Origin of the sequence: Pseudomonas sp. MWU12-2029, assembly GCF_023242425.1 — a bacterium.
Classification (GTDB): domain Bacteria; phylum Pseudomonadota; class Gammaproteobacteria; order Pseudomonadales; family Pseudomonadaceae; genus Aquipseudomonas; species Aquipseudomonas kribbensis.
In genome coordinates this window covers 304,654-330,654 of record NZ_JALJDY010000001.1, presented here as the reverse complement: position 1 = coordinate 330,654, position 26,001 = coordinate 304,654, and the positions used below count along the sequence as shown (strand labels likewise).

Sequence of the window (26,001 nt, the reverse complement as noted above, 5' to 3'; positions counted from 1 at the left end):
CCAATGCGTTTTGCCGTTCTCGGCAGCGGTAGCCAAGGGAACGGCACGCTGATCGCCAGTGCTGATACGTATGTGCTGGTGGATTGTGGTTTTTCCCTGCGGGAAACCGAAAAACGCCTGTTGCGCCTGGGTGTGAACCCGGCGCAACTGAGCGCGATACTCGTGACCCACGAACATGCCGACCACGTGCATGGCGTGGGTTTGCTGTCTCGGCGCTACAATCTGCCGGTCTACCTCAGTCGCGGCACACTGCGCGGGATGCGCAAACCGATTGAACCCGCAGGCTTCGTGGCCGGCGGCGAGCAACTGCAGATCGGTGCTCTGGACATCCGGGTCATTGCCGTGGCCCACGATGCACAGGAACCGACCCAGTATGTCTTCAGTGATCAGGAACAGCGGCGCTTCGGCCTGCTGACCGATCTGGGTTCATACTGCGAGCAGGTGCTGGACGGTTATCGGGACCTCGATGCGTTGATGATCGAGTCCAATCATTGCCGAGACATGCTGGCCCGTGGTCATTACCCGTACTTTCTCAAGCAGCGGGTGGGCGGCGAGCTGGGACATTTGAACAACCATCAGGCGGCATTCCTGGTGGCCGAGTTGGGCTGGCAAGGCCTGCAACACCTGGTCCTGGCCCATCTGAGCAGCAAGAACAACCTGCCGCAGCTGGCCCGGCAATGTTTTGTCGACACCCTCGGGTGCGACCCGGACTGGCTGCAACTGGCCGATCAAGATTCAGGGCTCGACTGGCGCCACATCGCCTAGCCCATCTACTTAGCAAGCGGAGCCCATCATGGAAAAACGTGAAGAACTCTACCGCGGCAAAGCCAAATCGGTTTACAAGACCGACGACGCTGACCGCTTGATCCTGCTGTTTCGCAACGACACCTCGGCGTTCGACGGCAAGCGCATCGAGCAGCTCGACCGCAAAGGCATGGTGAACAACAAGTTCAACGCCTTCATCATGCAGAAACTCGAAGCGGCCGGCATTCCGACCCAGTTCGACAAGCTGCTGGCCGACAACGAAGTGCTGGTGAAAAAACTCGACATGATCCCGGTCGAGTGCGTCGTGCGTAACTACGCCGCCGGCAGCCTGGTCAAGCGTCTGGGCGTCGAAGAGGGCATGAAGCTCAACCCGTACACCTTCGAACTGTTCCTGAAGGACGACGCCAAGGGCGACCCGTTCATCAACGAATCCCACGTCGTGGCATTCGGCTGGGGCACCGCCGAGCAACTGGCGCGCATGAAAGAACTGTCGCTCAAGGTCAACGAAGTCCTGAGCAAACTGTTCGACGACGCTGGCCTGCTGCTGGTGGACTTCAAGCTTGAATTCGGCGTGTTCAGCGACGGCTCCATCGTCCTGGGCGACGAGTTCAGCCCGGACGGCTGCCGTCTGTGGGACAAGGACACCAAGAAGAAGATGGACAAGGACCGCTTCCGTCAGGGCCTCGGTGACGTCATCGAAGCCTACGAAGAAGTCGCCAACCGTCTGGGCGTGCCGCTTTAATCGACGCAAGCATCTGATAGCACGGAAAAAATTTCGTTTAGGGGTTTCCCATTCAGCGAAAGTGTTGTTATGATGCGCGCCGTTGGAGAGATGCCAGAGTGGCCGAATGGGACGGATTCGAAATCCGTTGTACCTTCACCGGTACCTAGGGTTCGAATCCCTATCTCTCCGCCATACACAGAAAAAGCCCCGTAGCTGAGAAGCTACGGGGCTTTTTCGTATGCGCTGAGAAAGTATGGTGCTGTGCTGGAACGATAAGGGTTGTTTTGCCCGTGTGGAATAAATCTTTTCTCTTTTGTCGTGATTAGGAGTCGGAGCATCAGGTAGAGGCTTTGATGGCTTTACTTTTCCTAAGCTCCTAGCCTGCGCCTAGGATCAATACAATCGGCCAAAACAGCAGACCAAAAAAACGCTGCTAAACTCCGTGGCGAGGCCAACAATTATGTTGACTTCCCTCGTGTTGTGTCTGACGCAAGGTTTAAATAATCGGGACTTATACAAAGGCACGGAGCTTTATTGGATAGAAGCAGCAAAGCAATCACGCTGTGTGTGGTTTTTATCTTTTGTTGGATGAGTCGGCATTGCAGTACATGTGGCTTTCCAGGACGTTAATCGTGCGTGTGATTTCCATCGCCTCAATAGGAAAAGGAGTTTTAAAAGATGAGCCAAGAAAAAGCACTCAGGCGCGCTTCGGCTGGTACTGGGAAAACAATAGATTTTAGTGGTATCTGGATCAATCAGATAAAATCAGAGGCCAGAATCAAACAAGTGAATGGAGTCCTTAGCGGAGAGTATGAAAGTGCCGATAGCTCTACTGGTGGAAAAACCATTGGTGATCTGACAGGTTATGTGGATGGGGATCTCGTATCTTGGGTCGTCCACTGGCGTGACTTTCAAGCGATCACAGCCTGGGTTGGCCAATTGGAGCCCACTGCACCGGGTGAGTTAAAGACATTGTGGCAGATGACCAAGCAGGTCGATGCCGGAGATGAATGGGCATCGATCAATGCGGGGGCCGATGTTTTCTTTAGAAAGCCATAGGGTGAAAGGGTACGGATTTTTTACTCATGCATTTGGAGGGGGAAATCTCCGCATCTCCGTCAATATTTGAAAAGCCTCGTAGCTTGAACTGCGGGGCTTTTTTTATGGGAAGAAATGCAGTTGAGCATGGGGGCGTAATCTAGTTGCTCTTTACTCAGGGTGCTGTTTGCTCTTTGGAAAACGGTCTTCATCACATCCTCAAAAAATCTTTACCCACCGAAAAGTACTCAGTCTAGATGTATTAGCCGTTTTCCTTGATAAATGACGTATTTACTGAAAGTGTCTTTGTGAGAGCTCGCAAAACAGAATGTCAAGTGCTTTGCTGGTAGGCACTCCCCTGCTAACGTGAAACAACGGATTGTTGGAGCAGTATTGGAGGGAGGCGAGTTTCACTCGCGTTAATTGACTAAACTCCTGCATTCCAGCTCATAGGCCGCCAGCCATCCGGCGGTCACCCCCTTCATTGCATGAGGTTCGGTCATGGCAAAGGGAAAGAAGAAAGAGTCGCCCAAAGACGCCCCCGCAGATCGCCCGAAGTTGTCGAGCAAAGACTATCTGGCGGAGTTGCGTCGACTGCATGTTGAACTCGTCAAGCTGCAGGAGTGGGTGAGGGCCGAGGGTATCAAGGTCTGTGTGATTTTCGAGGGGCGTGACGGGGCGGGGAAGGGCGGGACGATCAAGGCGCTTACTGATCGGGTCAGCCCGCGGGTGTTCCGGGTGGTGGCGTTGCCGGCTCCGAGCGAGCGCGAGAAGAGCCAGATGTACATGCAGCGTTACCTGCCTTATCTGCCGGCGGCGGGTGAGGTGGTGATCTTTGATCGCAGTTGGTACAACCGCGCCGGTGTCGAGCGGGTGATGGGGTTCTGTAGCGAGAATCAGGCCGAAAAATTTCTCAGGACGGTTCCGCTGGTGGAGCATGCCATCGTCGATTCCGGGGTGATTCTGCTCAAATACTGGTTGAACGTCAGTCAGGAAGAGCAGACCCGCCGGCTGGAAGAGCGTCTCAAGGACGGTCGAAAAATCTGGAAGCTCTCGCCCATGGATCTCAAGTCGTACAGCCGCTGGTATGACTATTCGCGGGCGCGTGACGACATGATCAAGGCAACCGATACCGAATATGCACCCTGGCTGGTGGCCGATTCGAACGACAAGCGGCGAGCGCGCCTGAACATCATCTCCGATCTTCTCAGCCGCATTCCGTACAAGAGTGTTTCGCGCGAGAAGGTTGAGTTACCCAAGCGGCAGAAACCTGGGGGCTACAAGGAGTCGGATTATCCCTTCCGGCACATCCCCGAGAAATTCTGAAGACAGGTGTTCGCGTCAGCTCGGAAAAGCCCCGTTGATGAAATTCAGCGGGGCTTTTTAGTTCCTGCAGGGTTGTCAGCCAGCCCTCAAATCTCCTTGACCGGCGTATCCCCCTGCACGCCCTTGATCAGTTCGATCACATGCAGGCAGTCCGCCTTGTTCACATACGACTCGCCACTGGCAACCGTCTCGTGGTTTCCCGCCCGTAGCCGCCAGCGCCATTGGCCCTTGCCGGTACTCGGGGTGCCCCTGGATTGCCTGTAAATCTCGAAATACATTCAGTTCGCTCCATGCGATGGGATATTGCGACAACCTGTTTGGCGCATCGTCGCAAGCCTAGCGGAGAGCAGTTATTTGGCTATCGGGGATTTGTTTCCAATCGTTGGGTAATGTTTCAGCGAGGCGCGGGGCAGAGCGTCGGGATCGGCCTTCGGATTGGCAAGTACGTCCTTGCGTCTCCCTTGCATGACCTTCAGTGGTGCTGCTTAATACGGTGCGGCTCATGGCGTCGGATTTCGTTCGACGACCGACAAACACTATAAAAAAGAGCAGTCCATTGACCCATCCGCATGGAACGCCACACGCGGGGCCGGTGACACTGTCGCTGGTGATTCCCGTATTCAACGAAGAGGGCAGCCTCGACGGCTTTCTGCTGCGCATTCGTCAGGTGTTCGAACGTGAAACCCTGATCAGCCTTGAGTTGGTGTTCGTCAACGACGGCAGTACCGATTCGACACTGGAGCGTCTGCTGCTCTGCCAGCAGAGCGATTCGCAGATTCGCATCGTCGATCTGAGTCGCAATTTCGGCAAGGAAGCGGCGCTCTCTGCCGGTTTGCAGACCGCAACCGGGCAGATCGTGGTGCCGATCGATGTCGATCTGCAGGATCCGCCCGAGGTCATTCTGCAAATGATCGAGCGCTGGCGTGAAGGTTATGAAGTGGTGCTGGGGCATCGCATCAGCCGCCGCAACGACTCCTGGGCCAAGCAGACTTCCGCCACCTGGTTCTATCGTCTGCACAACCGGATCGCCGATCAGTCACTGCCCGAGAATGTCGGCGATTTCCGTTTGATGGATCGTTGCGTGGTGGACGCGCTGCTGACGCTGCCGGAGTCCCGGCGGTTCATGAAAGGCCTGTTTGCGTGGGTCGGATTTCGCACCACCCAGATCGAGTACGAGCGCCCGGAACGGGCGGTCGGAACGAGCCGGTTCAATGGCTGGCGGCTGTGGAATTTTGCGCTCGAAGGCATCACCAGTTTCAGCACCGAGCCGTTGCGGATCTGGACGTATCTGGGAGCGATGGTGTCCCTGATATCGTTCGCCTTTGCCATGTTCATTGTGGTCCGCACGCTGATGTATGGCATCGACCTGCCCGGTTATGCGTCGCTGATGGTCGCCGTGACCTTCCTTGGCGGCTTGCAGTTGATCGGCATCGGTGTGCTTGGCGAGTATCTGGGCCGCACTTATATCGAAGCGAAGCGCCGGCCGGTTTTCCTGGTGCGCCGCATTTATGACCCGAAGGACTGAAGCATGGATCTCAAGGAAACCGACATCCTCGGCGACAGCATCGGCGAGCATTGGTATTACTGCTCCAAGGCGGCAGCGACCCGCCGATTGCTGGGGGAGGCGCCGATCAAGCGCATTCTCGACGTCGGCGCCGGTTCGGGGTTCTTTTCCCATCATCTGTTGACTCACACTGGCGCGCGAGAAGCGTGGTGCGTGGACATCAGCTATCCGGCCGACTCCAGCGCCACCACCGCCGGCAAGCCGGTTCATTACTGCCGTTCGATCGACACCGTGGACGCCGATCTGGTGTTGCTGATGGATGTGCTGGAGCACGTCGATGATGACCTCGGCCTGCTCAAGTCCTATGTCGACAAAGTGCCCTCCGGCAGCCGCTTTCTGATGACCGTACCGGCGTTCCAGTTCATGTGGAGCGGGCACGATGACTTCCTCGAACACAAACGCCGCTACACCCTGGGACAGTTCGAGTCTCTGACAAAGAACGCCGGATTAACGGTCGAGAAGGGCGCCTACTACTTCGGAGCAGTGTTCCCGATTGCCGTCGCGTCACGCCTGATACCCGGCGCTTCTCGCGGTTCGGCGCCACGTTCGCAGTTGAAAAAACACCACCCGCTGGTCAATACGCTGTTGAAAACCCTGTGCCGTCTCGAATTGCCGTTGATGGGCATGAACCGTCTGGCCGGTCTCAGTGTATTCGTGCTGGCGCGCAAACCCTGATGGCGACACAGCGCTCAGAACTCATCCAGCGCGGCTTGCGCTTTGCCGTAACGGGTTTGTTCGTCACGGCCCTGCATGCACTGGTGGCCGTGTTGTTCATCAATTTCGTGAGCCCTCAACCGCCGTTGGCCAACGGTGTGGCATTTGTCGTGGCGACGGTGGTTTCCTACGTGATCAACACCACCTGGAGTTTTTCCGCGAGGTTGCACGGCAAGACCTTGCTGCGTTTTCTGATGGTATCGGTGGGAGGCTTCGTGTTGGCGATGTTCGTGGCCTGGGCCGCGCAGATGGCCGGCCTGCACTATCTGCTGGGAATCGTCGCGGTCGCGCTGACCATTCCGGCATTCACTTTTGTATTGCATAACTTCTGGACGTATCGATGAAGGATTCGGCAAGGCGCCTGGCTGTCACTCTGTTGCCGTTGATGATCGGCGTCCTGGCCTTTTTCATCGTGGTCGGCCCGCGCGCACTCAACCCGCAGAACATTGCCTGGCTGGGGCAGGGGGATCCTGCAACGCATTATCTGGGGTGGGTGTTCTTCCGTCAGTCACCCTGGACCTTTCCGCTGGGCCTGAATCCGAATTACGGCCTGGAGTTGGGCAACGGCCTGATCTTCTCCGACTCCAATCCGCTGCTGGCATTGCTGTTCAAGCCTTTCGCCGGGTTATTGCCCGAGACGTTCCAGTATTTCGGTCTGTGGTTTCTCGGCTGTTTCATGCTGCAATCGTGGTTCGCCTGGAAGCTGCTGGGTCTGATCACACCACACGTGACCTTGCGCGCATTGGGCGCTGCGCTGTTTCTGTTTGCGCCGCCGATGATCATGCGCATACCGGTGCATCTGTCACTGGCCGGGCACTTCGTAATTCTGGCAGCGCTGTACCTGGCGCTGCGACCGGGAGACGAGCGCCGACGTCTGGCCTGGGGGGCCTTGCTGGGATGTACCGCATTGATTCACGCCTACTTGCTGGCAATGGTTGCGCTCATCTGGGTGGCGGATCTGGCAGCTCGTTGCTTCAAAAACAAACTGACGGTGCGCAACGCAGCAGTCGAGCTGGTCGTGCTGTTTGCCCTGGTCAGCGTGTGTTGCTGGCAGGCCGGGTATTTTTCCGTCAGTGGCGCCGATGCGGCGTCCGATGGTTTTGGCTTGTACCGGGCCAATCTGCTGACGCTGTTCAGCGCCAACGCCTGGTCCTATGTGCTGAGGGATCTGCCCGGCGGCGTCGGCGATACTGAAGGCTTCGGGTTTCTGGGGTTCGGGCTCCTCTTGCTGGCGCTCTGTGGTTTTGTCGGCTGGCTGCAAGGGCGCACCGGCCTCGGAGAAAAGCTGCGTCGATACCCTGTTCTGCTTCTCGCCCTGGCGGGGCTGATGGTGTTTGCCGTGTCCAACAACATCGCGTTCGGGCCGCTGAATTTCACGTATCCACTTCCGGAAAAAATCATCGCCGTCGCCAATATTTTCCGCGGCTCGGGGCGCATGGTCTGGCCGGTCTACTACGCCGTCATTCTGGTCATCGTTTTTCTGGTGATACGGGCCAACGAGCCGCGCACGGCGATCTGCCTGCTGGCAATGGCGCTGCTGGTCCAGGTCGCGGATACCCACCGCGGCTGGGCGCCCATCCGCAAGCATTTGATGATGGAGCCGTCGTCTCGGTGGGCGACTCCGATGGTCGATCCCTTCTGGCAGAGCGCGGCGACGCACTATCAAAAGATTCGCTGGCTGACGCCGCAGAATCATTCGTCGCAATGGATGAACGTGGCAGCATTTGCCGCCGTGCACGGAATGGCGACGGATGCGGTTTATCTTGGCCGAATGGCGCAGGCGCCTCTGGAGGAGGCCGGCCGGCGAGCTTCCGAAATGATGGCCAGCGGGCAATACGATCCTGACACGTTGTACCTGCTCGGTGATCGGGCACTGCTGCGGGCGTTCTCGAACATCCATACCACAACCGATCTTTTTACCCGCATCGATGGCTTCCTCGTGCTGGCGCCGGGCTGGAAACAATGTCGCGATTGCTTGCAGGTTTCCGTGGAAAAAACGCCGCAGGAGAGGGTGCCTGAACTCGCCAGCGGACAAGAGATGCGGTTCAGTTACGGGGATGCCGGCCAGGTGTTTCTCGCAGGTGGCTGGTCGGATCCGGAACCGTTCGGTATCTGGTCCAGCGGTACTGACGCGGAGCTTGTGATGCGTGTCGCGGATTCGGCTCGCAGCCTGCGCCTGGAGACGATGGCGTTCCTGCCGCCGGGGCACGCCCGTCAGGATGTCGTGATCAAGCTCAATGGTATCGAGGCGCCGGCCATCAGCCTCGAAAAGCCCGATGGCAATATCCTTGAGTTGAATCTGACTCCGGCCATTCGCCAACGCATCAGGGAGGATGGCCTGTTGCGCGTGCAACTGCAGTTTGCCGACGCGATCAGTCCCCGCCAGTCGGGGGTGAGCAATGATGCCAGGCAACTGGCGATGGGGCTGAAGACGCTGACCGTCAACTGATCCATGGGCGCATAGACGATATCGGCGGGGCTTTCTACACTGCCCGCAATCCGGGGACAGGGGGGCAATGGATGAACCGCAATGAACTTCGCAAGGCCGACATCAACCTGATGGTGGTGTTCGAGACCTTGATGCTCGAACGCAACGTGACCCGGGCCGCCGAGAAACTGTTTCTCGGTCAGCCGACCATCAGCTCGGCACTCAATCGTCTGCGCACCATGCTCAACGATCCGCTGTTCATTCGCGTCGGCCATCGTATGGAACCGACGGCCCGCGCCGAAGATATCTATCGCCATCTGAAACCCGCGCTGGACTCGTTATCGGTGGCGCTGAGCCTGACCCGTGATTTCGATCCCGCCGTCAGCACCATGACCTTTCGCATCGGCCTGTCGGACGACGTCGAGTTCGGTCTGCTGCCGCCGCTGTTGCGCGCCTTGCGCCAGGAAGCACCGAACGTGGTGTTCGTGGTGCAGCATGTCGATTACTGGCGGATTCCCGATCTGCTGGCCGCTGGCGACATCACTGTCGGCATCAGCCAGACCCGTGGCCTGCCGGCCAATGCCAAGCGCAAGCTGCTGCGGCATATCCAGCCGAGCATCCTGCGTGCCGACAAGTCCGCCACCCCGTTGACCCTCGACGAATATTGCGCACGGCCCCATGTGCTGGTTTCCCACACGGCCAATGTCAGTGGCTACGCCGATGAGTGGCTGGCGGACCTCGGTCGCACCCGTCAGGTGGTGTTGTCGGTGCCGCAGTACAGTTCGTTGCCGGCGCTGCTGGCCGGCACCGATCTGATCGCCAGCCTGCCGGACTACACCGCCGAAGCCATGGCCGCCTCGGGCCTGTTGTTCAAGGAACCGTTTCCGTTCAAGACCCCGACGCTCGACCTGTCGATGGTCTGGCTCAGCCATGTCGACAGCGACCCGGCCGAGCGCTGGCTGCGTTCGCGGCTGGAGCAATTCATGAGTGAGCGGCCTCACTCGCCGCTCTGACTTGCCGAGCCGTTGTCCGGCTGCTTTGCTGAGTACACCTGAACTCGGTGGAGCCTGGACCCCATGAGCATTTCCCGTGGTTTGCTGCGTGGGCGCGGCAGTCTCGACAGCGGCAAGGTCGGCATGGTCGAGCTGTTCTTCGATCTGGTGTTCGTGTTTGCCGTGACTCAGCTGTCCCACACTTTGCTCGCGCACTTGTCGGTTATCGATGCGGTGCAGGTGACGCTGATGATGGTCGCGGTGTGGTGGGTGTGGATCTTCACGTCCTGGATCACCAACTGGCTCGACCCGGAAAAACTGCCGGTGCGTCTCGGGCTGTTCGGCCTGATGATCGCCGGTTTGCTGCTTTCGTCTTCGATTCCCAAGGCATTCACCGAACGCGGCCTGATGTTCGCGGCGGCGTTCGTGTTCATGCAGGTCGGGCGCACGCTGTTCGCGATCTGGGCGGTACGCGGCGAGTCGTTGAACATGACGCGCAACTTCCAGCGCATCCTCGCGTGGCTGACGTTGTCCGGGGTGTTCTGGATCGGCGGGGCGTTGGTCGAAGGCGAGCAGCGACTGCTTTGCTGGGCGCTGGCGCTGCTGATCGAACTGATTTCGCCGTCGCTGTATTTCTGGGTGCCGGGGCTGGGGCGTTCGTCACTGAGCGACTGGAACGTCGAAGGCAATCACATGGCCGAGCGTTGCGCGCTGTTCGTGATCATCGCTCTGGGTGAGTCGTTGCTGGTGACCGGTGCGACCTTTGCCGAGCTGGTTCCGGGCCGCGATGGACTGCTGGCGTTTCTGGTGGCAGTGCTGGGCAGCATCGCCATGTGGTGGGTGTACTTCGACAGCGGTGCGGAGCGCGCGCACCACCGTATCGCTCATTCCGCCGACCCCGGGCGCCAGGCGCGAATCGCCTACACCTACCTGCATGTGCTGATCGTCGCCGGGGTCATCGTCAGCGCGGTGGCCGATGAACTGGTGCTGGTGCATCCGGATCATGCCAGCGATTCCGGCATTGTCGTGATCATCGCCGGGCCATGGCTGTTCCTGCTCGGTAATGCGCTGTTCAAGTGGGTCATGGCTGACCGACCGTTTCCACCCTTGTCCCATGTATTCGGGCTGGTGATGCTCATGCTGCTGTTGCCGCCGGCGCTGAATCACTGGTTTTCGGCCTTGGCGCTGGGCGCGTTGACCACGGCAGTCGTGGTGCTGGTGGCGATCTGGGAAACCCTGGCACTGCGTCGGGAGCTTCCCGTTCCTGTGTCGGAAAAAGCCGCAGGAGAGTAGGGCGCAGCTGTGTTATATGTACGGCCTTTCTGCCGACCGACTGGAGTCTTGCGATGCCACACCTGCACTTGGAATACACCGCCAACCTGCCGCAACTGAACGCCGACGTGGCGTTGATCCGGCTCAACAACACCCTGGTGGGTTCCGGTCAGTTTGCGGCGGAATTCGATATCAAGAGCCGTGCAGTCAAGGTCGAAACCTTCAAGGTCGGCACCGCCATGAGCGAGCGGGCCTTTGTGGCGGTGAGGCTGGCGCTGCTCAGTGGTCGTTCCCCGGAGATCAAGAAGCAACTCTCGCAAAACCTGTTGGCGGTGCTGCAGGACCTATGCGAGTGGCCGGCCGGTGTCGAAGTGCAGTTGAGCGTGGAACTGCTCGACATCGACCGCGAGTCCTACAGCAAAGTCGCCATCGGCGTGTAAGACTCAGGCCGCCTCCAGCTCCGCGCAGGTCTTGATCACCTGCTCGCGCAGCCAGAGGTTGGCGCTGTCCTGGTCGACGTTGTGGCTCCACTGCATGTCGAGGGTGAACCCCGGCAGGCCATTGGGGGCCTCGCAGTGATTGAACACCGCGTCGTTGGTCAGCAAGCGCTGGATCCGCCGGGGCAGGGTGAGGATGAAATCGGTGCCGGTGATCATCTTCAACGCCGCGCTGTAGCTGTTGGAGCGGGCGACGATCTGGCGCTTCTGCGCCTGCCGCGCCAGCCAGCCATCGACCATGTTGGTGGTCGAGGTCCAAGGCGTCGGGAACACATGCCGGCGTTCGGTGAAGGCTTGCAGGCTGAGGCGCGGCTCCAGCGGCGTCGCACGTTTGTCGAAGACACACACCAGATCATCTTCCAGCAACATCCGCGATTTCAGGTCGGTATGGCTGCGATGAAAGTGCGGGCCGAAACAGATCACCAGGTCGAGGCTGCCATCGCGCAACTCTTGCGCCGGCACGTCGGTTTCGAACTTGTGCATGTTGACCATCACCGGCAGATCGTCGAAGTCGAAACGCTTGAGCATGCGCGGCAGGATCAGTTGCTCGAAGTATTCCGGGGCGCAGATGTTGAAGGTCACCGGTTGCGCCATCGGGTCGAAGGTCGGGGCGCCGGCGTGGCACAGGTTGATGCTTTCGAGGATTTTCTGCACATGGCCATACATGCTGCTGGCCTTGTAGGTCGGGCGCATGCCCGTGCGGGTGTTGACGAACAATTCGTCTTCAAAACTGGTACGCAGTTTCTTCAGGCAGTAACTGACGGTGGACTGACTGACAAACAGCGCCTCCGACACATCGGTGACGCTGCTTTGCTCATACACGGCGACAAACACCATGAGATCCTGCATATCGAGCTTTCTAAGCAAGTTACTGTTCAGCATCCGTTCTGTCTCGCTGTGCTCCTTGCGCCGAATCCGCGCAAACGTGTGCGCATGATCGTAACGGAACGATGGTGCCAGGAGAAAGCCCTGTAGGATTTTTCACGGACAGTTGTGGGACAGAAAGTTTTAGTAATACGACGTGTCAAAACGATCAGGTAAAAGATGGCCAGAAGCCTTTAGCCAGAGGGGTGAAGCACCGTGCACAACGCCCGATCAGCGAAAGTGCCGGGGGTATTGTCGAGGGTCGAAACGCAGCACGATCAGCAACATGACCACCATCACAGCCGTCAGCGACCACCAGGCCCATTCGAAGCTGCCCAGTCGATCACGGATCACCCCGGCCAGCAGCGGCGACAGGCCGGCAATCAGATAGCCGATGCCTTGCACGAACGCGGTCAGCCCACCGGCGCGCTGCGGGTTGTCGAGGTGATCAAGGGAGACGATCAGGCTCATCGGGAACAGCCCGCCAATTCCCAGACCCAGCAGGCACGGCCACAACAGGCTCAGATGTTGCGGGCTGAGGATCAAGCCGCAGAATCCGCCAATGATCAACACCAACAGGGCGCCCAGCACCAGGCGCCGGTCACGGCTGCGGTTGGCGATAGCGGGAACCACCAGACCGGAAATCACCTCCATGGCCGTCAGAAAACCCAACAGCAGACCGGCGTTCTGTTCGCTCCAGCCGTTTTCCACGTAGTACGGCGCCAGCCACGCGAGTACACAGGTGTAGGAAGCCGTCCCCAGACCGAAGAAGATGGCGAGCAACCAAGCGCGGGAATGGGTGAAGAAGGCCTCTTTTCTCGCTGCACTGGCTGCGATGGGCGGTGCGTCATCGCGTTGTGACCACCAGAACAACAAGGCGATCAGCGCCAGTACCGCCCAGATCGCCAACCCTGCACGCCAACTGCCGGTACCGAGCATCACCCGAGGCGCGAACGAAGCGGCCAGCGCGGCGCCGCCCATGATCGACGTGACATACAGCCCCATGCATAGCGCCACATTGTCGGGAAACCGCGATTTGATCAGTGCCGGCATCAACGCCTGAATCAGCGCGATGCCGATTCCGGCGAGCACGGCGCTGACAATCAGTTGCGCGGCCGAGTCGAGAAACAGCCGCGACAGGGTCGCCACACCAATGATCAACAACGACAGCAGCACCGTGCGCCGCTCGCCCAGACGCTGGCTGATGCCGATCCCGAAAAACATCGCCAGCCCCATGGCCATCACCGGCAGCATGGTCAGCAGCGATGCCAGGCTGAAGCTCAGTGGGATATCGCCGCGAATCGCCGACAGCAAAGGCCCGACGGCGGCCATGGACGAGCGCAGGTTAAGGGCGACAAGGACGATGCCGAGCATCAGCCAGACGGCGGGGCGGGCAGTGGCGCGAACGTTTTCCATCTTCAGACCTTTGAATCAGAGGCTGTCGATTAGGCGGGTGTGGTGCGGGGGCGGGCAAATCAGAAAATCCCGAGGGGTATTTAAAAAGTCGATTCGCCTCCCGTGCCCTCTGCCGAAGCGAGCTGTAATTTTTACTGAATCACACCTGACGAATGTCCGGATTTCATGGTTATTTCATGAGCCAACTAATCGTTGGCTTCTTTTTCACAAAAAATTGATGGGGGGCTACGTAGAGTTTTCATTGCCCGGGTCAATGAAGTTTTCACAATTGGCCACGGCGCTTCTTTTCAGGAAATAGCCCCCCTCATATGTTGAAGTTAAAAGCCGTGCGCCCGGAATGGGTGACGTTGTTTGCCAGCGCCTTTCTTTTGATCGGATTCAATTTCGTACTTTGGCAACATCTCCTCGAGATTACCGCTGCCGACGGCATCGCCATGGGCATAGCGTTCGGGGTGATGATCTTCGCGGCCTACAACATCGTGCTGACCTTTCTGGCGTTTCGTCCGGTATTGAAACCGGTGCTGACTGCGCTGTTTCTGATCAGTGCCGGTGTGGCTTACTTCATGAGTCAGTATGGCGTGATGATTGACGCCGGCATGTTTCGCAACTTCGCTGAAACCAATGCCACGGAAGTTCGTGATCTGCTGTCGTTGAAGTTGTTCGCCTATCTATTGTTTCTGGGCGTATTGCCGTCGTGGTTGTTGTGGAAGTTGCCCGTTGAATATCGTCGCTGGCACCGAGAATTATTAAGCAAAGTTGTGGTATGTGCAGCATCGGTCGCTGTTATTGGTGGCGTCGCATTGGTCAACTATCAGGGCTTGTCTTCGCTGTTTCGCAACCACCACGAATTGCGCCTGATGCTGGTGCCGAGCAACTACATCGGCGCATCGGCCGGCTATCTGCGTGAGCAGGTGGTTTCCGCCCGGCAACCGTTCATCAAGATCGGCGAAGACGCCCAGCGTAACCCTGCACTGCAAAACCGTCCGCGCAAGTCGCTGACCGTGCTGGTGGTGGGTGAAAGTGCCCGGGCGGAGAACTTCGGCATCCTCGGCTACAACCGCGACACCACGCCGAAACTGGACAAGGAGGCCGGCCTGATCGCGTTCACCGACGTGCATTCCTGCGGTACGGAAACTGCGGTCTCGGTGCCGTGCATGTTTTCCAACATGAGTCGCCAGGATTACGACGCCAGCAAGGCGAAGAATCAGGAAGGGCTGCTGGACGTGCTCAAGCGCGCCGGCATCGATGTGATCTGGCGCGACAACCAGTCGGGCTGCAAGGGCACCTGCGATCGCGTCACCCTGCAGGACGTCAGCAACCTGAAAGACCCGGCGCTTTGCGCCAACAGCGAATGCCGCGACGAAATCCTCCTGCAAGGCCTGCAGAGTTTCATCGATCACCTGGACAAGGACACCGTGCTGGTGCTGCACCAGATGGGCAGCCACGGCCCGGAATACTTCAAGCGTTATCCCAAGGAATACGAGCACTTCACGCCGGTGTGTGAAAGCAACGCGCTGAACAATTGCAGCCGCGAAAGCATCGTCAACGGTTACGACAACACGCTGGTGTACACCGACCATGTGCTGTCGAGCCTGATCGATGTCTTGCGCAGCAATCAGGAAAAAGTCGATACCGCCATGCTGTACCTCTCCGATCACGGCGAGTCCCTGGGCGAGTACAACCTGTTCCTGCACGGCACGCCGTACATGCTGGCGCCGGAACAACAGAAACATGTGGCGATGCTGGCGTGGTTCTCCGACAGCTATCAGAAGTCCTACTCGGTCGACACCCATTGCCTGCAGTTGAGCCGCGACAAACCGTTGAGCCAGGACAACCTGTTCCATTCGATGCTCGGTCTGCTGGAAGTGCAGAGCAAGGTCTATCAGCACGATCTGGATCTGTTTGCCGGTTGCCGGGGTGCGGTCATCGACGGCGTATTGGCCAAGGACTGATCCGTCGGAATTGTTCTGTAAGACTATTCTTGCTGGCAGGCAGGAGATTTCATCAACGCTCTTGCCCTGCACAGGCGCGGAAAGCGCCGGTGGCGATATATACTGCGCGCCATTCTTGAAGGGAGAGCCGTGTGGCCATCGATATTCACTGGATTCGCGACAACGATAGCCTCGCGCAGTTTTGCGCCGAGTGGCAGCAGCTGCCTTTCGTTGCCCTCGACACCGAATTCATGCGGGTCGACACCTTCTACCCGATTGCCGGTCTGTTGCAGGTCGGCGACGGCAAACGCGCCTATCTGATCGACCCGCTGACCATTGACGCCTGGCAACCGCTGGCGGCGTTGCTGGAAAACCCGGCGGTGCTCAAAGTCCTGCACGCCTGCAGCGAAGACCTCGAAGTCCTGCTGCGCCTGACCGGCAGCCTGCCGGCGCCGCTGTTCGACACGCAACTGGCCGCGGCCTACCTGAACCTCGGGTTCTCGATGGGTTATTCGCGTCTGGTGCAGGAAGTGCTCGGCATCGAACTGCCGAAGGGCGAAACCCGTTCCGACTGGTTGCAGCGTCCGTTGTCCGACACGCAAATCAGCTATGCCGCCGAAGATGCCGTGCATCTGGCGGAAGTTTTCGTACAACTGCGTCCGAAACTGTCCGACGACAAATACGCCTGGGTGCTGGAGGACGGCGCCGAACTGGTCGCCAACCTGCGTCGCGAGACCGATCCGTACGAGGTGTATCGCGAGGCGAAGCTGGCGTGGAAACTGTCCCGCGCGCAACTCGCCGTTCTACGCGAGCTGTGCGCCTGGCGTGAGCGCGAGGCCCGCGCCCGCGACCTGCCGCGCAACCGTATCGTCCGTGAGCATTCGTTGTGGCCGCTGGCCCGCACGCAACCGGACAACCTCAGTGCGCTGGGCAAGATCGAAGACATGCATCCGCGTACCGTGCGTCAGGACGGCGAGTTTCTGCTTGATCTGATCAAGCGCTCTGGCAGTGTGGGGCCTGATCAGTGGCCGCCAGCCGTGCCGGAGCCGTTGCCGATCGAAGCTGCCGCGCTGATCAAGCAACTGCGCGCCCTGGGCCAGGCCGAGGCTGAACGCCTGGGCATCGCGCCGGAACTGATGCTGCGCAAGAAAACCCTCGAAGCCCTGGTCAAAAGCGGCTTCCCCGAGGGGCCTTACCAATTGCCTGATTCGCTGCGTGGCTGGCGCCGCGAATTGATGGGCCAGAAGCTGCTCGACAGCCTGGCCACTGCCGGAGAACAGCCTTGAAACGTATTTGCTCCATTTACCAAAGTTCGAAGAAAAGCGGCATGTACCTTTACGTGCTCAAGAGTGATGCGCTGGAGCGTGTGCCGGAAGGCCTGATGGCGGCGTTCGGCAAGGCCAAGCATTCCTTCGATCTGGTGCTGACCCCCGAGCGCAAGCTGGCCAGCGAAGACATCGCCGTCGTCCTGGAGAACCTCGACAAGCAGGGCTACCACCTGCAGATGCCGCCGGCCGAGGAAGAGTACATCGAGCACTTGCCGGAAGAGTTGCTGCGACGCAACGATCCGGTCTGACCTGCGAGGCCCGGTCCCGGGCCTCTTGTAATCCCTGGAACTGTTTTTACGGCGACGACTGCCACGAAGTGGGCGGCCGTCTGCACGGTTTGCGAAAGGTTTGAAGATGCGCGTTCTGATTGCTGAACACGACCACGCGATATACGCCCGGCTGCTGCGTCAGGCGGCCCCGGAGCTTGAAGTGCTGACCAGCGGTGACTCCGCCGAACTGGCTCGCCAGGCCGTCGATTGCCCGGTGTGGCTGGGGCAGCCGGATCTGCTGGCGACCCTGCTGCGTCAGGGCCACCAGCCACAATGGCTGCAATCGACCTGGGCCGGCATCACGCCGCTGCTGGCCGACGGCTTGCGCCGGGATTACCGCCTGACCCGGGCGGTCGGCATTTTCGGTCAGGTGATGGCCGAGTACGTGCTGACCTACATGCTCGGTCACGAGCGCGAAGTGCTGGCGCGGCTGGTGAGCCAGGTCGAGCGCAAGTGGGACAATCGCACCGGCCAGAGCCTGGTCGGGCGCAAGGTGCTGATCGTAGGCACCGGTGATATCGGCCAGAGCGTGGCGCAGTTCCTGCGGCCATTCGGCGTCGAGTTGTACGGCATCGCCAGCAGCGCCCGGGAGCAGGCGCCGTTTGTCGAAGTCGGTTCGATGGCTGACCTGCCACGGCTGGTGGGTGAAGTGGATTACGTGGTCAATCTGCTGCCCAACACCGAGCACACTCACGACATTTACGACGCGGCGCTGTTCAAGCAATTCAAGCCGACCGGGTTGTTCATCAACGCCGGGCGCGGTGTGGCGGTGGTCGATGCGGATCTGGTGGAAGCGCTGAAGGAAGGCCATCTGGCCGGCGCGGTGATCGACGTCTGCCGTCAGGAACCGTTGCCGCAGCGTCATCCGTTCTGGACCGCTTGGGGTTTGCTGTTGACCGGGCACAGCTCGGCACCGACCTCGCCGCCGATGATGGTGCAGTTGTTTCTGGATAACTTGCGGGCGTATCAGGCGGGCGAAGCGTTGCGTGGGGAAGTGGATTTCGCACGCGGTTACTGAGTCCTTCGAGATCGTTCCCACGCAGAGCGTGGGAACGATCACTGGTGTGGCTTACAGGGTGAAGTCGCCTTCAGCCGCCAGCTCGCTCAGCGGACGACGCGGGCTCGGCGTTTCCCGCGCTTGCAGGTAATCCGCCAGGGTTGCCTTGTCACCCAGCTTGCCCACCGCAACGGCGGCGTGCAGCGCATAACCTTGCGGAATGTTCAGCTCCTTGCGGGTCAGCTCCTGATCGAAGCCGGCCATGCCGTGGGTGTGCCAGCCGCTCAGGCTCGCTTGCAGCGCCAGATGGCCCCACGCGGAACCGGTGTCGAAGGTGTGCCACAGCGCCGGTGTTTCTTCGGTCGCGCCCGGTGCGGTGAAGGTGGTTTTCGAAATCACGATCACCAGTGCCGAAGCGTGCTGCGCCCAGCTGCGGTTGAATTCGTTGAGCAGGCCCAGGTAACGCTCCCAGTTCGGCGTGTCGCGACGGGCGTAGAGAAAACGCCACGGCTGCGAGTTGTACGCCGATGGCGCCCAGCGTGCGGCTTCGAAGAAGCTCAGCAGGGTTTCCTCGGAAATCGCTTCGCCGGTAAAGGCGCGGGGCGACCAGCGATCGGTGAACTGCGGGTGAATGGCGTATTCGGCAACGCGAGGGTTGGCACTCATCGAGAGATTCCTTGCTACGTTTGAGGATAGGTTTGAAGCAAAACCCGGCGGGATCAGTTGGGCTGAACGATGGGGGTTGAATCCGAAGCCGTGCAGTTCACCGGAATGCAACGCGGTCGAGCGTTAATGGCATCCAGCCAGGGCTTCTTGAGAACGGCAAAGCTACTTGGCCGCGCAAAAACTGACAAGCCCTGCACAACCGGCAGTCGCCAGCGCTTGGCCCACGGGGCCCTGGGCACTAGACTGGCGGCCTTTTCACCACCTGATGTTGATGCTTGAGCCATGGCCGCCAAAGTCGAACCGTTCTGGAAACGCAAAACCCTCGATCAATTGGATCACGAGGAATGGGAATCGCTGTGCGACGGATGTGGCCTGTGCTGCCTGCAGAAGCTCGAGGATGAAGAAGACAACAGCGTCTATTACACGCGTATCGCCTGCAAACTGCTGGACCTGAAAACCTGCCAGTGCAGCGATTACCCGAACCGCATCAAGTTTGTTCCGGATTGCATCCAGCTCACCCCGGGCCAGGCCGAAGAATTCAAATGGCTGCCGCCGACCTGCGGTTATCGACTGGTCAGCGAAGGCAAGGATCTGCCGTTGTGGCATCACCTGGTCTGCGGTGATCGCGACGCCGTGCACCACGAGCGGATTTCCCAGTCCGGGCGCATGCTCGCCGAAGGCAGCGTGCCGGAAGACGATTGGGAAGATCACCTGATTTTCCGCGCCGGCTAAGCCCCTCGAGGATCCAGGCCTCGAGGATCGAGTTTCAACAAGGAGTGTGTATGGCTGTGGGATTGTGCCGGACGCTGATCGTCGGACTGCTGATGCTGAGCGCGCCGGTGTGGGCGGCAAAGAAGGTCGATCTGGATTACCACGTGCGCCTGTTGCCGCAAAGCGATCAGGCCGAGGTGCGCCTGACCCTGGCCAAGGGCGAGGCCGTGCGCAGTCTGGATTTCGACCTCGGCGACGGCAGCCACTACAGCGACTTCAAGGCCGACGGCCAATGGCAACTGACGCCGGGTCAGCAGGCTCGCGGCGTGTGGCGCCCGGCGGCGGACAAGGCCAGCCTGACCTACCGCGTACGCATCAGCCATGGCCGCAAGAACGGCAGCTTCGACACCCGCATGACGCCGACCTGGGCGCTGATGCGCGGCGATGAACTGGTGCCGCCGGCGAAGCTCGATCAGCAGGACGGCATCGAGCTGGTCTCACGCCTGCAATTCGAACTGCCCGACGGCTGGAAAAGCGTTGAAACCGCCTGGCCGCGCATCGGCAAGAACAAATTCCGCATCGACAATCCGTCCCGTCTGTTCGACCGGCCCACGGGCTGGATGCTCGCCGGGCACCTCGGCAGCCGCCGCACGCGGCTGGGTGAAACCGAAGTCACCGTGGCGTCGCCGCAAGGGCAGGGCATGCGCCGGATGGACGTGCTGACGCTGCTGACGTTCGTCTGGCCGCAGGTGCAAGCGGTGTTTCCCCGCCACCCGACCAAGTTGCTGATTGTCGGTGCCAACGACCCGATGTGGCGCGGCAGCCTGGCGGCGCGGGAATCAATCTACCTCAACACGCGGTTGCCGCTGGTCAGCGAGAGCGGTAGCAGCCCTTTGGTCCGCGAGCTGGCGCAGGTGTTCGGACGGATCAACGACGAGCAGCGCAATGACTGGATCAAGGAAGGTTTCGCCGAGTATTACGCCGTCGAACTGGTGCGCCGTGCTGGTGGCATGAGCGACGAACGATATCAGGCGTATCAGGTGAAACTGGCGAAGGACAGCCAGAAGGTGTCGACGTTGCGCGGCGAGCAGATCAGCCCGGCGCAGGTGTCCAAAGCGGTTCTGCTGTTACAGGAGCTGGATCGCGAGATCCGTCTGAAGACCCGCAACAAGCGCTCGCTGGATGATGTGCTGCGCGGGGCGATGCATTTGGGGACGGTCGATACCAAGGCGTTTGTGCAACTCGCCGAGAGTGTCATCGGCGAGTCGTCCAAGGTGCTTGATTCCGGGTTGCTTCAGTAGCGATCAGACCCCGGCTTTGGGTGACTTCACCGAATCATTGCCGGTCACGGTGGCGGTCTTGGTCGCCGCTTCGGCATTGGCTTTGAGTTTGCTCAACTCTTCACCGGCGCGCTCGATTTTCGTGCGCACGTTGTTCATGTCCTGACGGCTTTTCTCCAGCAGGCTTTTCACCGAGCTGTGGCCGGTGATGCCACGGGCCATGGCCACGCCGCCAATTGCCACCTGGATCAGACCGAACACTCCGCCACGGCGCAGGCCCTTGCCGACCATGATCACGCCGCCGGCCAGCGAGCCGATGCGCTCCCAGCCTTCGACGTTCTGTTCGGAACGTGTCTGGAACGGGGTGGATTCGATACGCTCGACGCGTTTGAGCTCGGTCATGATCTTTCTCCAGGCAATGAGTGATGGATAAACAAGCTGACTGCCGGGGCGGTCAGCTCGTTCCATCGGATGTGCGGCGTTTCAGCGGAATTTCGGCCCGGAACGGGTGTTCAAGCCTTTGGCCATGCGGTCGTAGAGCACGACGTTGACCGTGGCGGCGAGGTTCATGCAACCGGTGGTCGGGATGTACACGACGTCTTCGCACCAGTCGCGGATCTCTTGATCCAGCGAGCCGTCTTCGGGGCCGAAGATGTACAGGGCGCGATCCGGGTGGGTGTATTCCGGCAGCGGGCGGGCGCCGTCGACCAGTTCCACGGCGACCGGGACGCAGTTGAGCGGCAGGATTTTTTTCAGGTCGTCGATGCCGATCAGCGGGATGTCGTAGTGCACGCGCTTGGTGTCGGTGACGAAATCGGCGGCGCGCTCATAGCGCTTGCCGGTGTAGAACACGGTCGACACGCCATAGCAGCCTGCGGCGCGCATCACCGAACCGACGTTTTCCGGTGATTTGGGGTTATACAAACCAATGCAGCTGTACCGTTTGTCTGCCACGAGCGGGGTGCCTTCGGGAAAAAGAGGGCGATTATACGGGGATTGGGGGAGGGGTGTTCAGTTTGAGATTGGCGGTGTCTGCCAGGCCGCCTTCGCGAGCCTGCTCGCGAAAGGGCCGGGTCAGACGCTGAAGATCTTCAGTCTTCTTTTTTCATGAGGCCGGCCAGCGCCGCAAACGGGTTGTGCGTAGCCTTGGCGATTTTCGGCGTGCTCAGTGAGCCTTCGCCGAAATACTGCTGGTCGGTGTAGCGCGAGTGTTCGTTGTCGTGGCAGTACAGGCACAGCAGTTCCCAGTTGGAACCGTCCTGCGGGTTGTTGTCGTGGTTGTGGTCGCGGTGATGCACGGTCAGCTCGCTCAGACGCTTGCCGGAGAACTCACGGGCGCAGCGGCCGCACACGTGCGGATACATCTTCAGGGCCTTGTCGCGGTAGCCCATTTCCTTGTCGCGCTGGTTGTCGGCGAGGATGCGATCCAGCTTCGAAGTGTTGGTCGGGGTGGACGAACTCATGGGTTCACCTTTGTAGAAAGACTAATGACGGTTATGACGCAAGTTTAGCTCAGCCCTTGAGCTTCTCGGCAATCCAGATCGTGTGGCGGGTGCCCTTGTTGCCGTGGGCGAAGACCTGCACTTCCTCGGCCTTGAAACCGGCCTTCTTCAATTTGTCGGAAAACTGCCGGTCGGCGCTGGCGGACCATACCGCCAGTACGCCTTTGGGTCGCATCGCCCTGGCACAAGCGGCGAGGCCGGCGGCGGAATACAGCCAGCTGTTGGCCCTCTGGGTCAGGCCTTCGGGGCCGTTGTCGACGTCGAGCATGATCGCGTCGAAACCGTTCGGCTCGCTTTGCAGCACCCTGGCCACGTCTTCCTGACGGATCACGGTGCGAGGGTCGAGCAGCGGACGTCCGGACTTTTCACCGAGCGGGCCGCGATTCCATTCAACGACGCCAGGCACCAGCTCGGCGACCACCACTTCGGCGTTCTTGCCCAGATGCTTGAGCGCGGAGGCGAGGGTGAAGCCCATGCCCAACCCGCCGATCAGCACCCGCGAGTCCGGCCGGCCGGCGACCTTGCGGCACGGGATCTCGGCCAATGCGTCTTCGGAGCCGTGCATGCGGGTGTTCATCAATTGCCCGCCATCGCCGCCCTGGATCTTGATGACAAAGTCCTCGCCATACTCGAACAGGCACAGGGCGCCGCCGTTGTCAGGGATCGGCGTGGTGTCGAGCAGAACGAAACGTTTCATGGAAATCTCTACAGGGGGGAAGGCAAGCGGGCCCGTTGGGAGTAGCCTGAGAGCAGACTTCAGGCAACGGAGCCCTTGATGAAGCGCACCATTCTAACGGTCATTGCCCTGGCCGCGCTCTCGATTACTGCAGTGCAGGCCCAACAGACGATTCCCGCCAGCCCGACCCCGCAACCGGGTTCGCCCGGCACCGCAACGCCGACGCCGTATCCGCAGATCAGTCCGGTATCGATTCCCAAGGCCGGCTCCGGCAGTGGCGGGCCACCGCTGGTGCCGATCGAGATGCCCAGCCCGCCATCCAAGGATCAGCCAGTGCCGGGTATAGAGCAGCCCGACGGAAAACCCAAATCCCCCGGCGGCTAGATCTGTTGCGCCGCCAGTTGGCCGTCGGCCATGCGCAGGCGTTTGGAGAGGGAAACGGCGAGGGCGCGGATGATCTTGGCGGCGATCTTCGGCGCGTCGTTGAGCATTTTTTCCAGCGAGTCCTTGCCGAGGTTGAGCAGCTGACAGTTGCTTGCCGCTACACAGGTCGCCGAGCGGCGTTCGCCATCGAGCACCGCCATTTCGCCGAACGCCCGGCCGCTGCGCAGAGTGGCCATGGTGATGACCTGGCCGTCAGCGCCGGTTTTCTGCACGGCCACCTGGCCGGTGTGGATGATGCACATGAAACTGCCGGCATCGCCTTCGCGAAAGATCGCCTCGCCTTCGGCCACGGTGCTGATGCTGAAGTAGCCCGAGGCAGCGGCGAAGTCCGCCAGTTGCAATTGATCGAACAGGCCGCAGTCCATCAGCCAGTCACGGATTTCGTTGTTCAGTAAGGTCGGTTCTGACATGTCATCGCGGTCTTTTTGTTGTGTCGGGTTACAGGCTCGCCACCGGGAGCCGACTTGATTATCGGCTTCCGGTGCCCGGAATTAAGACCCAAGTGACCGGCGGAGTTCCTCAGGCGATGCCCAGAACCTTGAAAACAAATGCATATTCGAGCGCTACGTCACGTAATCCCTGATAACGCCCGCTCATGCCGCCATGACCGGCGCCTAGTTCGGTCTTGAGCAGCAGCGGGTTGTCGTCGGTCTTGGTCGCGCGCAGTTTCGCCACCCACTTCGCCGCTTCCCAGTACTGTACGCGGCTGTCGTTGTAGCCGGCGATCACCAGCGTCGCGGGATAGGCCTGGGCAGTGACGTTTTCGTACGGCGCGTAGGCCTTGATTCGTTCGTAGACGTCAGGCTCTTCGGGGTTGCCCCATTCGTCGTATTCGGTGACGGTCAGCGGCAGCTCCGGGTCGAGCATGGTGTTGAGTACATCGACGAACGGCACTTCGGCAATCGCCACGCCGAACAGATCCGGGCGCTGGTTAAGCACCGCGCCGATCAGCAGGCCACCGGCACTGCCGCCGCTGATCGCCAGTTGTGGCGCGGTGGTGATGCCATTGAGGATCAGGAATTCGGCGCAGGCGATGAAGTCGCTGAAGGTGTTTTGCTTGTGTTCCTGCTTGCCGGCGCGATACCAGGCTTCGCCCAGTTCACCGCCGCCGCGCACGTGGGCGATGGCGAACGCCATGCCGCGATCCAGCAGGCTCAGGCGGGCGTGGGAGAACCACGGGTCGAGGCTCGAACCGTAGGCGCCGTAACCGTAAAGGTACAGCGGCACCGGTTTGCCGAGCAATTCGCGTTTCATCACCAGACTGATCGGCACCAGCGTGCCGTCCGGAGCCGTGGCCCACAGGCGCTGGCTGACGTAGGCGTCGGCGTCGAACGGGCCGAGCACCGGGGTTTCCTTGAGGACGGTCTGTTCGCCGGTGGCGAGGATCAGTTGCCGAACCTGAGCCGGGCGATTCAAAGCCTCGTAACGCAGGCGAATGCGGTCGCTTTCGAATTCCAGACTGTTTTGCACATAGAGGCTGTAGGCCGCGTCCGGCAATTGCACACGATAAGGCGCCAGACCGTGTGGGCGAACTTCGATGATCGGCAAACCGCCTTCGCGCAGGCTCAGGGTCAGGGCTTCGGCGTTGAGGGTCACGCCATCGAGCATCACCGAATCGCTGTGGGGAATCAGGTTCTGCCAGTCGGCTTCGCTCGGCGCGATGCCGGTGTCCGGCGCCTGATACAGGGCGAAGTTGATGCCGTCGCGGTTGGTGCGGATGAACCAGGTCCATTCGCCGTCGAGCTTGCCGTGGTCGACGTCGTATTCGTGATCCTCGACCCGTGGCGCCAGGCAGGTGAACGGCTGGTGCGGCTGATTGGCATCCAGCGCCCAGACTTCGCTGGTGGTCTTGCTGCCCAGCGACAACAGCAATTGCTGCTCGGAGCTGGCGCGGTAGCAATGCAGGAAGAAACGCCCGTCCGGCTCGTGGAACACCTCTTCGGCGGCGGTGCCGTCGAGGCGGTAGCGGAACAGTTTGTGCGGACGATGGGTGTCGTCGAGCACGCCGAAAAACAGCGTCAGGCTGTCGTTGGCCCAGGTCATGCTGCCGTCGCAGTCCTGGAATTCCAGTTCGCTGATGCGCTCGCTGGCCAGTTCCTTCACGAACAGCGTGTAAATCTCGTCGCCCGAGGCATCGACGCTGTAGGCCAGACGCTGGTGATCCGGGCTGATGCTGAATGCGCCAAGGGAGAAAAAGCCGCCATTGGCCAGGGCATTCGGGTCGAGCAGCAGTTGTTCGTGGCTTTCGTCGAGGGTCAGGCTATCGTCGGCCGGACGCGGGCAGCGATAGTGGCGCGGGTATTCGTCCCCTGCCGTGGTGCGCGTGTAATACAGATACGGGCCCCACGGTGACGGCAGGGACAGGTCGGTTTCGAGGATCCGGCCCTTGATCTCCTCGAACAGGGTTTCGCGCAGTCCGGCCTGATCGGCGGTCTGTGCCTGCTGGTAGTCGTTTTCGGCCTTGAGGTAGTCGAGCACCGCGTCGGTGTCGCGTTCCTGCAGCCAGGCATACGGGTCGGCACCGGCATCCTTGCGGGCAATCGGGGCGCTGGTGACGTTGGCGGATACGGGCATGGAGGGCTCTCGAACATGACAAA

28 protein-coding genes and 1 tRNA gene are annotated in these 26,001 nt (G+C 60.2%); 19 read left to right on the top strand and 10 right to left on the bottom strand.

Features of this window, described 5'->3' with window-relative positions:
- Nucleotides 1-3 precede the first annotated feature (3 nt).
- From M5B44_RS01565 to ppk2, 5 genes are all read left to right on the top strand, one after another.
- Nucleotides 4-765, top strand: a complete 762-nt coding sequence (locus M5B44_RS01565) for an MBL fold metallo-hydrolase (protein ID WP_085710246.1) — start codon at nucleotides 4-6, stop codon at nucleotides 763-765.
- Between the two features lie 28 nt (nucleotides 766-793).
- Nucleotides 794-1,507, top strand: a complete 714-nt coding sequence (gene purC, locus M5B44_RS01560; protein WP_007958019.1) for a phosphoribosylaminoimidazolesuccinocarboxamide synthase — start codon at nucleotides 794-796, stop codon at nucleotides 1,505-1,507.
- Nucleotides 1,508-1,591: 84 nt separating this feature from the next.
- Nucleotides 1,592-1,681, top strand: a tRNA-Ser gene (locus M5B44_RS01555).
- Nucleotides 1,682-2,167: 486 nt separating this feature from the next.
- Nucleotides 2,168-2,548, top strand: a complete 381-nt coding sequence (locus M5B44_RS01550; protein ID WP_248738037.1) for an avidin/streptavidin family protein — start codon at nucleotides 2,168-2,170, stop codon at nucleotides 2,546-2,548.
- 480 nt (nucleotides 2,549-3,028) lie between these two features.
- A complete protein-coding gene (gene ppk2 / locus M5B44_RS01545; protein WP_248738036.1) occupies nucleotides 3,029-3,853 on the top strand; it encodes a polyphosphate kinase 2 in 825 nt (274 codons plus the stop codon).
- An 86-nt stretch (nucleotides 3,854-3,939) separates the two neighbouring features.
- Here the strand turns inward: ppk2 and M5B44_RS01540 are convergent, their stop codons facing one another.
- Complete coding sequence (locus M5B44_RS01540) at nucleotides 3,940-4,131, bottom strand: YegP family protein (RefSeq protein ID WP_085730015.1); 192 nt, start codon at nucleotides 4,129-4,131, stop codon at nucleotides 3,940-3,942.
- A gap of 278 nt (nucleotides 4,132-4,409) precedes the next feature.
- Here M5B44_RS01540 and M5B44_RS01535 point away from each other — a divergent pair, with 278 nt between their 5' ends.
- The 7 genes from M5B44_RS01535 to M5B44_RS01505 all read left to right on the top strand — a co-directional run bounded on the left by M5B44_RS01535 (nucleotide 4,410) and on the right by M5B44_RS01505 (nucleotide 11,263).
- Nucleotides 4,410-5,378: a glycosyltransferase family 2 protein gene (locus tag M5B44_RS01535; RefSeq protein ID WP_248738035.1), complete on the top strand. Its 969-nt coding sequence runs from the start codon at nucleotides 4,410-4,412 to the stop codon at nucleotides 5,376-5,378.
- 3 nt (nucleotides 5,379-5,381) lie between these two features.
- On the top strand, nucleotides 5,382-6,092 hold the full coding sequence (locus tag M5B44_RS01530; protein WP_248738034.1) for a class I SAM-dependent methyltransferase: 711 nt from the start codon (nucleotides 5,382-5,384) through the stop codon (nucleotides 6,090-6,092).
- Nucleotides 6,092-6,475: a GtrA family protein gene (locus M5B44_RS01525; RefSeq protein ID WP_248738033.1), complete on the top strand. Its 384-nt coding sequence runs from the start codon at nucleotides 6,092-6,094 to the stop codon at nucleotides 6,473-6,475. Before M5B44_RS01530 ends, M5B44_RS01525 begins: the two co-directional genes overlap by 1 nt.
- Nucleotides 6,472-8,580, top strand: a complete 2,109-nt coding sequence (locus M5B44_RS01520; RefSeq protein ID WP_248738032.1) for a DUF6311 domain-containing protein — start codon at nucleotides 6,472-6,474, stop codon at nucleotides 8,578-8,580. Before M5B44_RS01525 ends, M5B44_RS01520 begins: the two co-directional genes overlap by 4 nt.
- A gap of 71 nt (nucleotides 8,581-8,651) precedes the next feature.
- Nucleotides 8,652-9,572, top strand: coding sequence for a LysR family transcriptional regulator (locus M5B44_RS01515; RefSeq protein ID WP_248738031.1), 921 nt, complete (start codon nucleotides 8,652-8,654; stop codon nucleotides 9,570-9,572).
- 63 nt (nucleotides 9,573-9,635) lie between these two features.
- Nucleotides 9,636-10,844: a low temperature requirement protein A gene (locus tag M5B44_RS01510; RefSeq protein ID WP_248738030.1), complete on the top strand. Its 1,209-nt coding sequence runs from the start codon at nucleotides 9,636-9,638 to the stop codon at nucleotides 10,842-10,844.
- 53 nt (nucleotides 10,845-10,897) lie between these two features.
- Nucleotides 10,898-11,263 (top strand): 5-carboxymethyl-2-hydroxymuconate Delta-isomerase, encoded by a 366-nt coding sequence (locus tag M5B44_RS01505; RefSeq protein WP_134825796.1) that lies wholly within the window; start codon nucleotides 10,898-10,900, stop codon nucleotides 11,261-11,263.
- Between the two features lie 3 nt (nucleotides 11,264-11,266).
- On the opposite strand, the gene M5B44_RS01500 is transcribed toward M5B44_RS01505, so the two are convergent.
- Both M5B44_RS01500 and M5B44_RS01495 read right to left on the bottom strand, forming a co-directional pair.
- Nucleotides 11,267-12,202 (bottom strand): LysR family transcriptional regulator, encoded by a 936-nt coding sequence (locus M5B44_RS01500; protein ID WP_085710261.1) that lies wholly within the window; start codon nucleotides 12,200-12,202, stop codon nucleotides 11,267-11,269.
- A gap of 213 nt (nucleotides 12,203-12,415) precedes the next feature.
- Entirely contained in the window at nucleotides 12,416-13,600 is a 1,185-nt protein-coding gene (locus M5B44_RS01495) for a cyanate transporter (RefSeq protein WP_248738029.1), read from the bottom strand.
- Nucleotides 13,601-13,908: 308 nt separating this feature from the next.
- On the opposite strand from M5B44_RS01495, the gene M5B44_RS01490 reads away from it, so the two are divergent.
- From M5B44_RS01490 to M5B44_RS01475, 4 genes are all read left to right on the top strand, one after another.
- Nucleotides 13,909-15,552 (top strand): phosphoethanolamine transferase, encoded by a 1,644-nt coding sequence (locus tag M5B44_RS01490; RefSeq protein WP_248738028.1) that lies wholly within the window; start codon nucleotides 13,909-13,911, stop codon nucleotides 15,550-15,552.
- 131 nt (nucleotides 15,553-15,683) lie between these two features.
- Complete coding sequence (gene rnd / locus M5B44_RS01485; RefSeq protein ID WP_085710266.1) at nucleotides 15,684-16,817, top strand: ribonuclease D; 1,134 nt, start codon at nucleotides 15,684-15,686, stop codon at nucleotides 16,815-16,817.
- The gene (locus tag M5B44_RS01480; protein ID WP_085703814.1) at nucleotides 16,814-17,107 is read left to right on the top strand and encodes a YcgL domain-containing protein; all 294 of its coding nucleotides are present in this window, start codon (nucleotides 16,814-16,816) and stop codon (nucleotides 17,105-17,107) included. The genes rnd and M5B44_RS01480 overlap by 4 nt, the downstream gene beginning before the upstream one ends.
- 106 nt (nucleotides 17,108-17,213) lie before the next feature.
- Nucleotides 17,214-18,146, top strand: coding sequence for a D-2-hydroxyacid dehydrogenase (locus M5B44_RS01475; protein WP_085710268.1), 933 nt, complete (start codon nucleotides 17,214-17,216; stop codon nucleotides 18,144-18,146).
- 51 nt (nucleotides 18,147-18,197) lie between these two features.
- Here the strand turns inward: M5B44_RS01475 and M5B44_RS01470 are convergent, their stop codons facing one another.
- On the bottom strand, nucleotides 18,198-18,791 hold the full coding sequence (locus M5B44_RS01470; RefSeq protein ID WP_007958056.1) for a nitroreductase family protein: 594 nt from the start codon (nucleotides 18,789-18,791) through the stop codon (nucleotides 18,198-18,200).
- 282 nt (nucleotides 18,792-19,073) lie between these two features.
- On the opposite strand from M5B44_RS01470, the gene M5B44_RS01465 reads away from it, so the two are divergent.
- Nucleotides 19,074-19,523, top strand: a complete 450-nt coding sequence (locus tag M5B44_RS01465) for a YcgN family cysteine cluster protein (RefSeq protein ID WP_003222605.1) — start codon at nucleotides 19,074-19,076, stop codon at nucleotides 19,521-19,523.
- 50 nt (nucleotides 19,524-19,573) lie between these two features.
- On the top strand, nucleotides 19,574-20,803 hold the full coding sequence (locus tag M5B44_RS01460; protein ID WP_248738027.1) for a hypothetical protein: 1,230 nt from the start codon (nucleotides 19,574-19,576) through the stop codon (nucleotides 20,801-20,803).
- A 3-nt stretch (nucleotides 20,804-20,806) separates the two neighbouring features.
- On the opposite strand, the gene M5B44_RS01455 is transcribed toward M5B44_RS01460, so the two are convergent.
- From M5B44_RS01455 to M5B44_RS01440, 4 genes are all read right to left on the bottom strand, one after another.
- Nucleotides 20,807-21,184, bottom strand: coding sequence for a DUF2892 domain-containing protein (locus M5B44_RS01455; protein ID WP_096819384.1), 378 nt, complete (start codon nucleotides 21,182-21,184; stop codon nucleotides 20,807-20,809).
- Nucleotides 21,185-21,265: 81 nt separating this feature from the next.
- The gene (locus tag M5B44_RS01450) at nucleotides 21,266-21,736 is read right to left on the bottom strand and encodes an RNA methyltransferase (protein WP_007958066.1); all 471 of its coding nucleotides are present in this window, start codon (nucleotides 21,734-21,736) and stop codon (nucleotides 21,266-21,268) included.
- Between the two features lie 137 nt (nucleotides 21,737-21,873).
- Nucleotides 21,874-22,245, bottom strand: coding sequence for a YajD family HNH nuclease (locus M5B44_RS01445; protein WP_007944009.1), 372 nt, complete (start codon nucleotides 22,243-22,245; stop codon nucleotides 21,874-21,876).
- 49 nt (nucleotides 22,246-22,294) lie between these two features.
- Entirely contained in the window at nucleotides 22,295-22,981 is a 687-nt protein-coding gene (locus M5B44_RS01440) for a hypothetical protein (protein WP_248738026.1), read from the bottom strand.
- 78 nt (nucleotides 22,982-23,059) lie between these two features.
- Between M5B44_RS01440 and M5B44_RS01435 the strand changes: the two genes are divergently transcribed.
- Entirely contained in the window at nucleotides 23,060-23,344 is a 285-nt protein-coding gene (locus tag M5B44_RS01435) for a hypothetical protein (RefSeq protein ID WP_248738025.1), read from the top strand.
- Here the strand turns inward: M5B44_RS01435 and M5B44_RS01430 are convergent.
- Both M5B44_RS01430 and M5B44_RS01425 read right to left on the bottom strand, forming a co-directional pair.
- The gene (locus M5B44_RS01430; protein ID WP_085710279.1) at nucleotides 23,341-23,814 is read right to left on the bottom strand and encodes a cyclic nucleotide-binding domain-containing protein; all 474 of its coding nucleotides are present in this window, start codon (nucleotides 23,812-23,814) and stop codon (nucleotides 23,341-23,343) included. The two genes, M5B44_RS01435 and M5B44_RS01430, sit on opposite strands and share 4 nt — an antisense overlap.
- A gap of 109 nt (nucleotides 23,815-23,923) precedes the next feature.
- Nucleotides 23,924-25,978 (bottom strand): S9 family peptidase, encoded by a 2,055-nt coding sequence (locus M5B44_RS01425; protein WP_248738024.1) that lies wholly within the window; start codon nucleotides 25,976-25,978, stop codon nucleotides 23,924-23,926.
- Nucleotides 25,979-26,001: the final 23 nt, after the last annotated feature.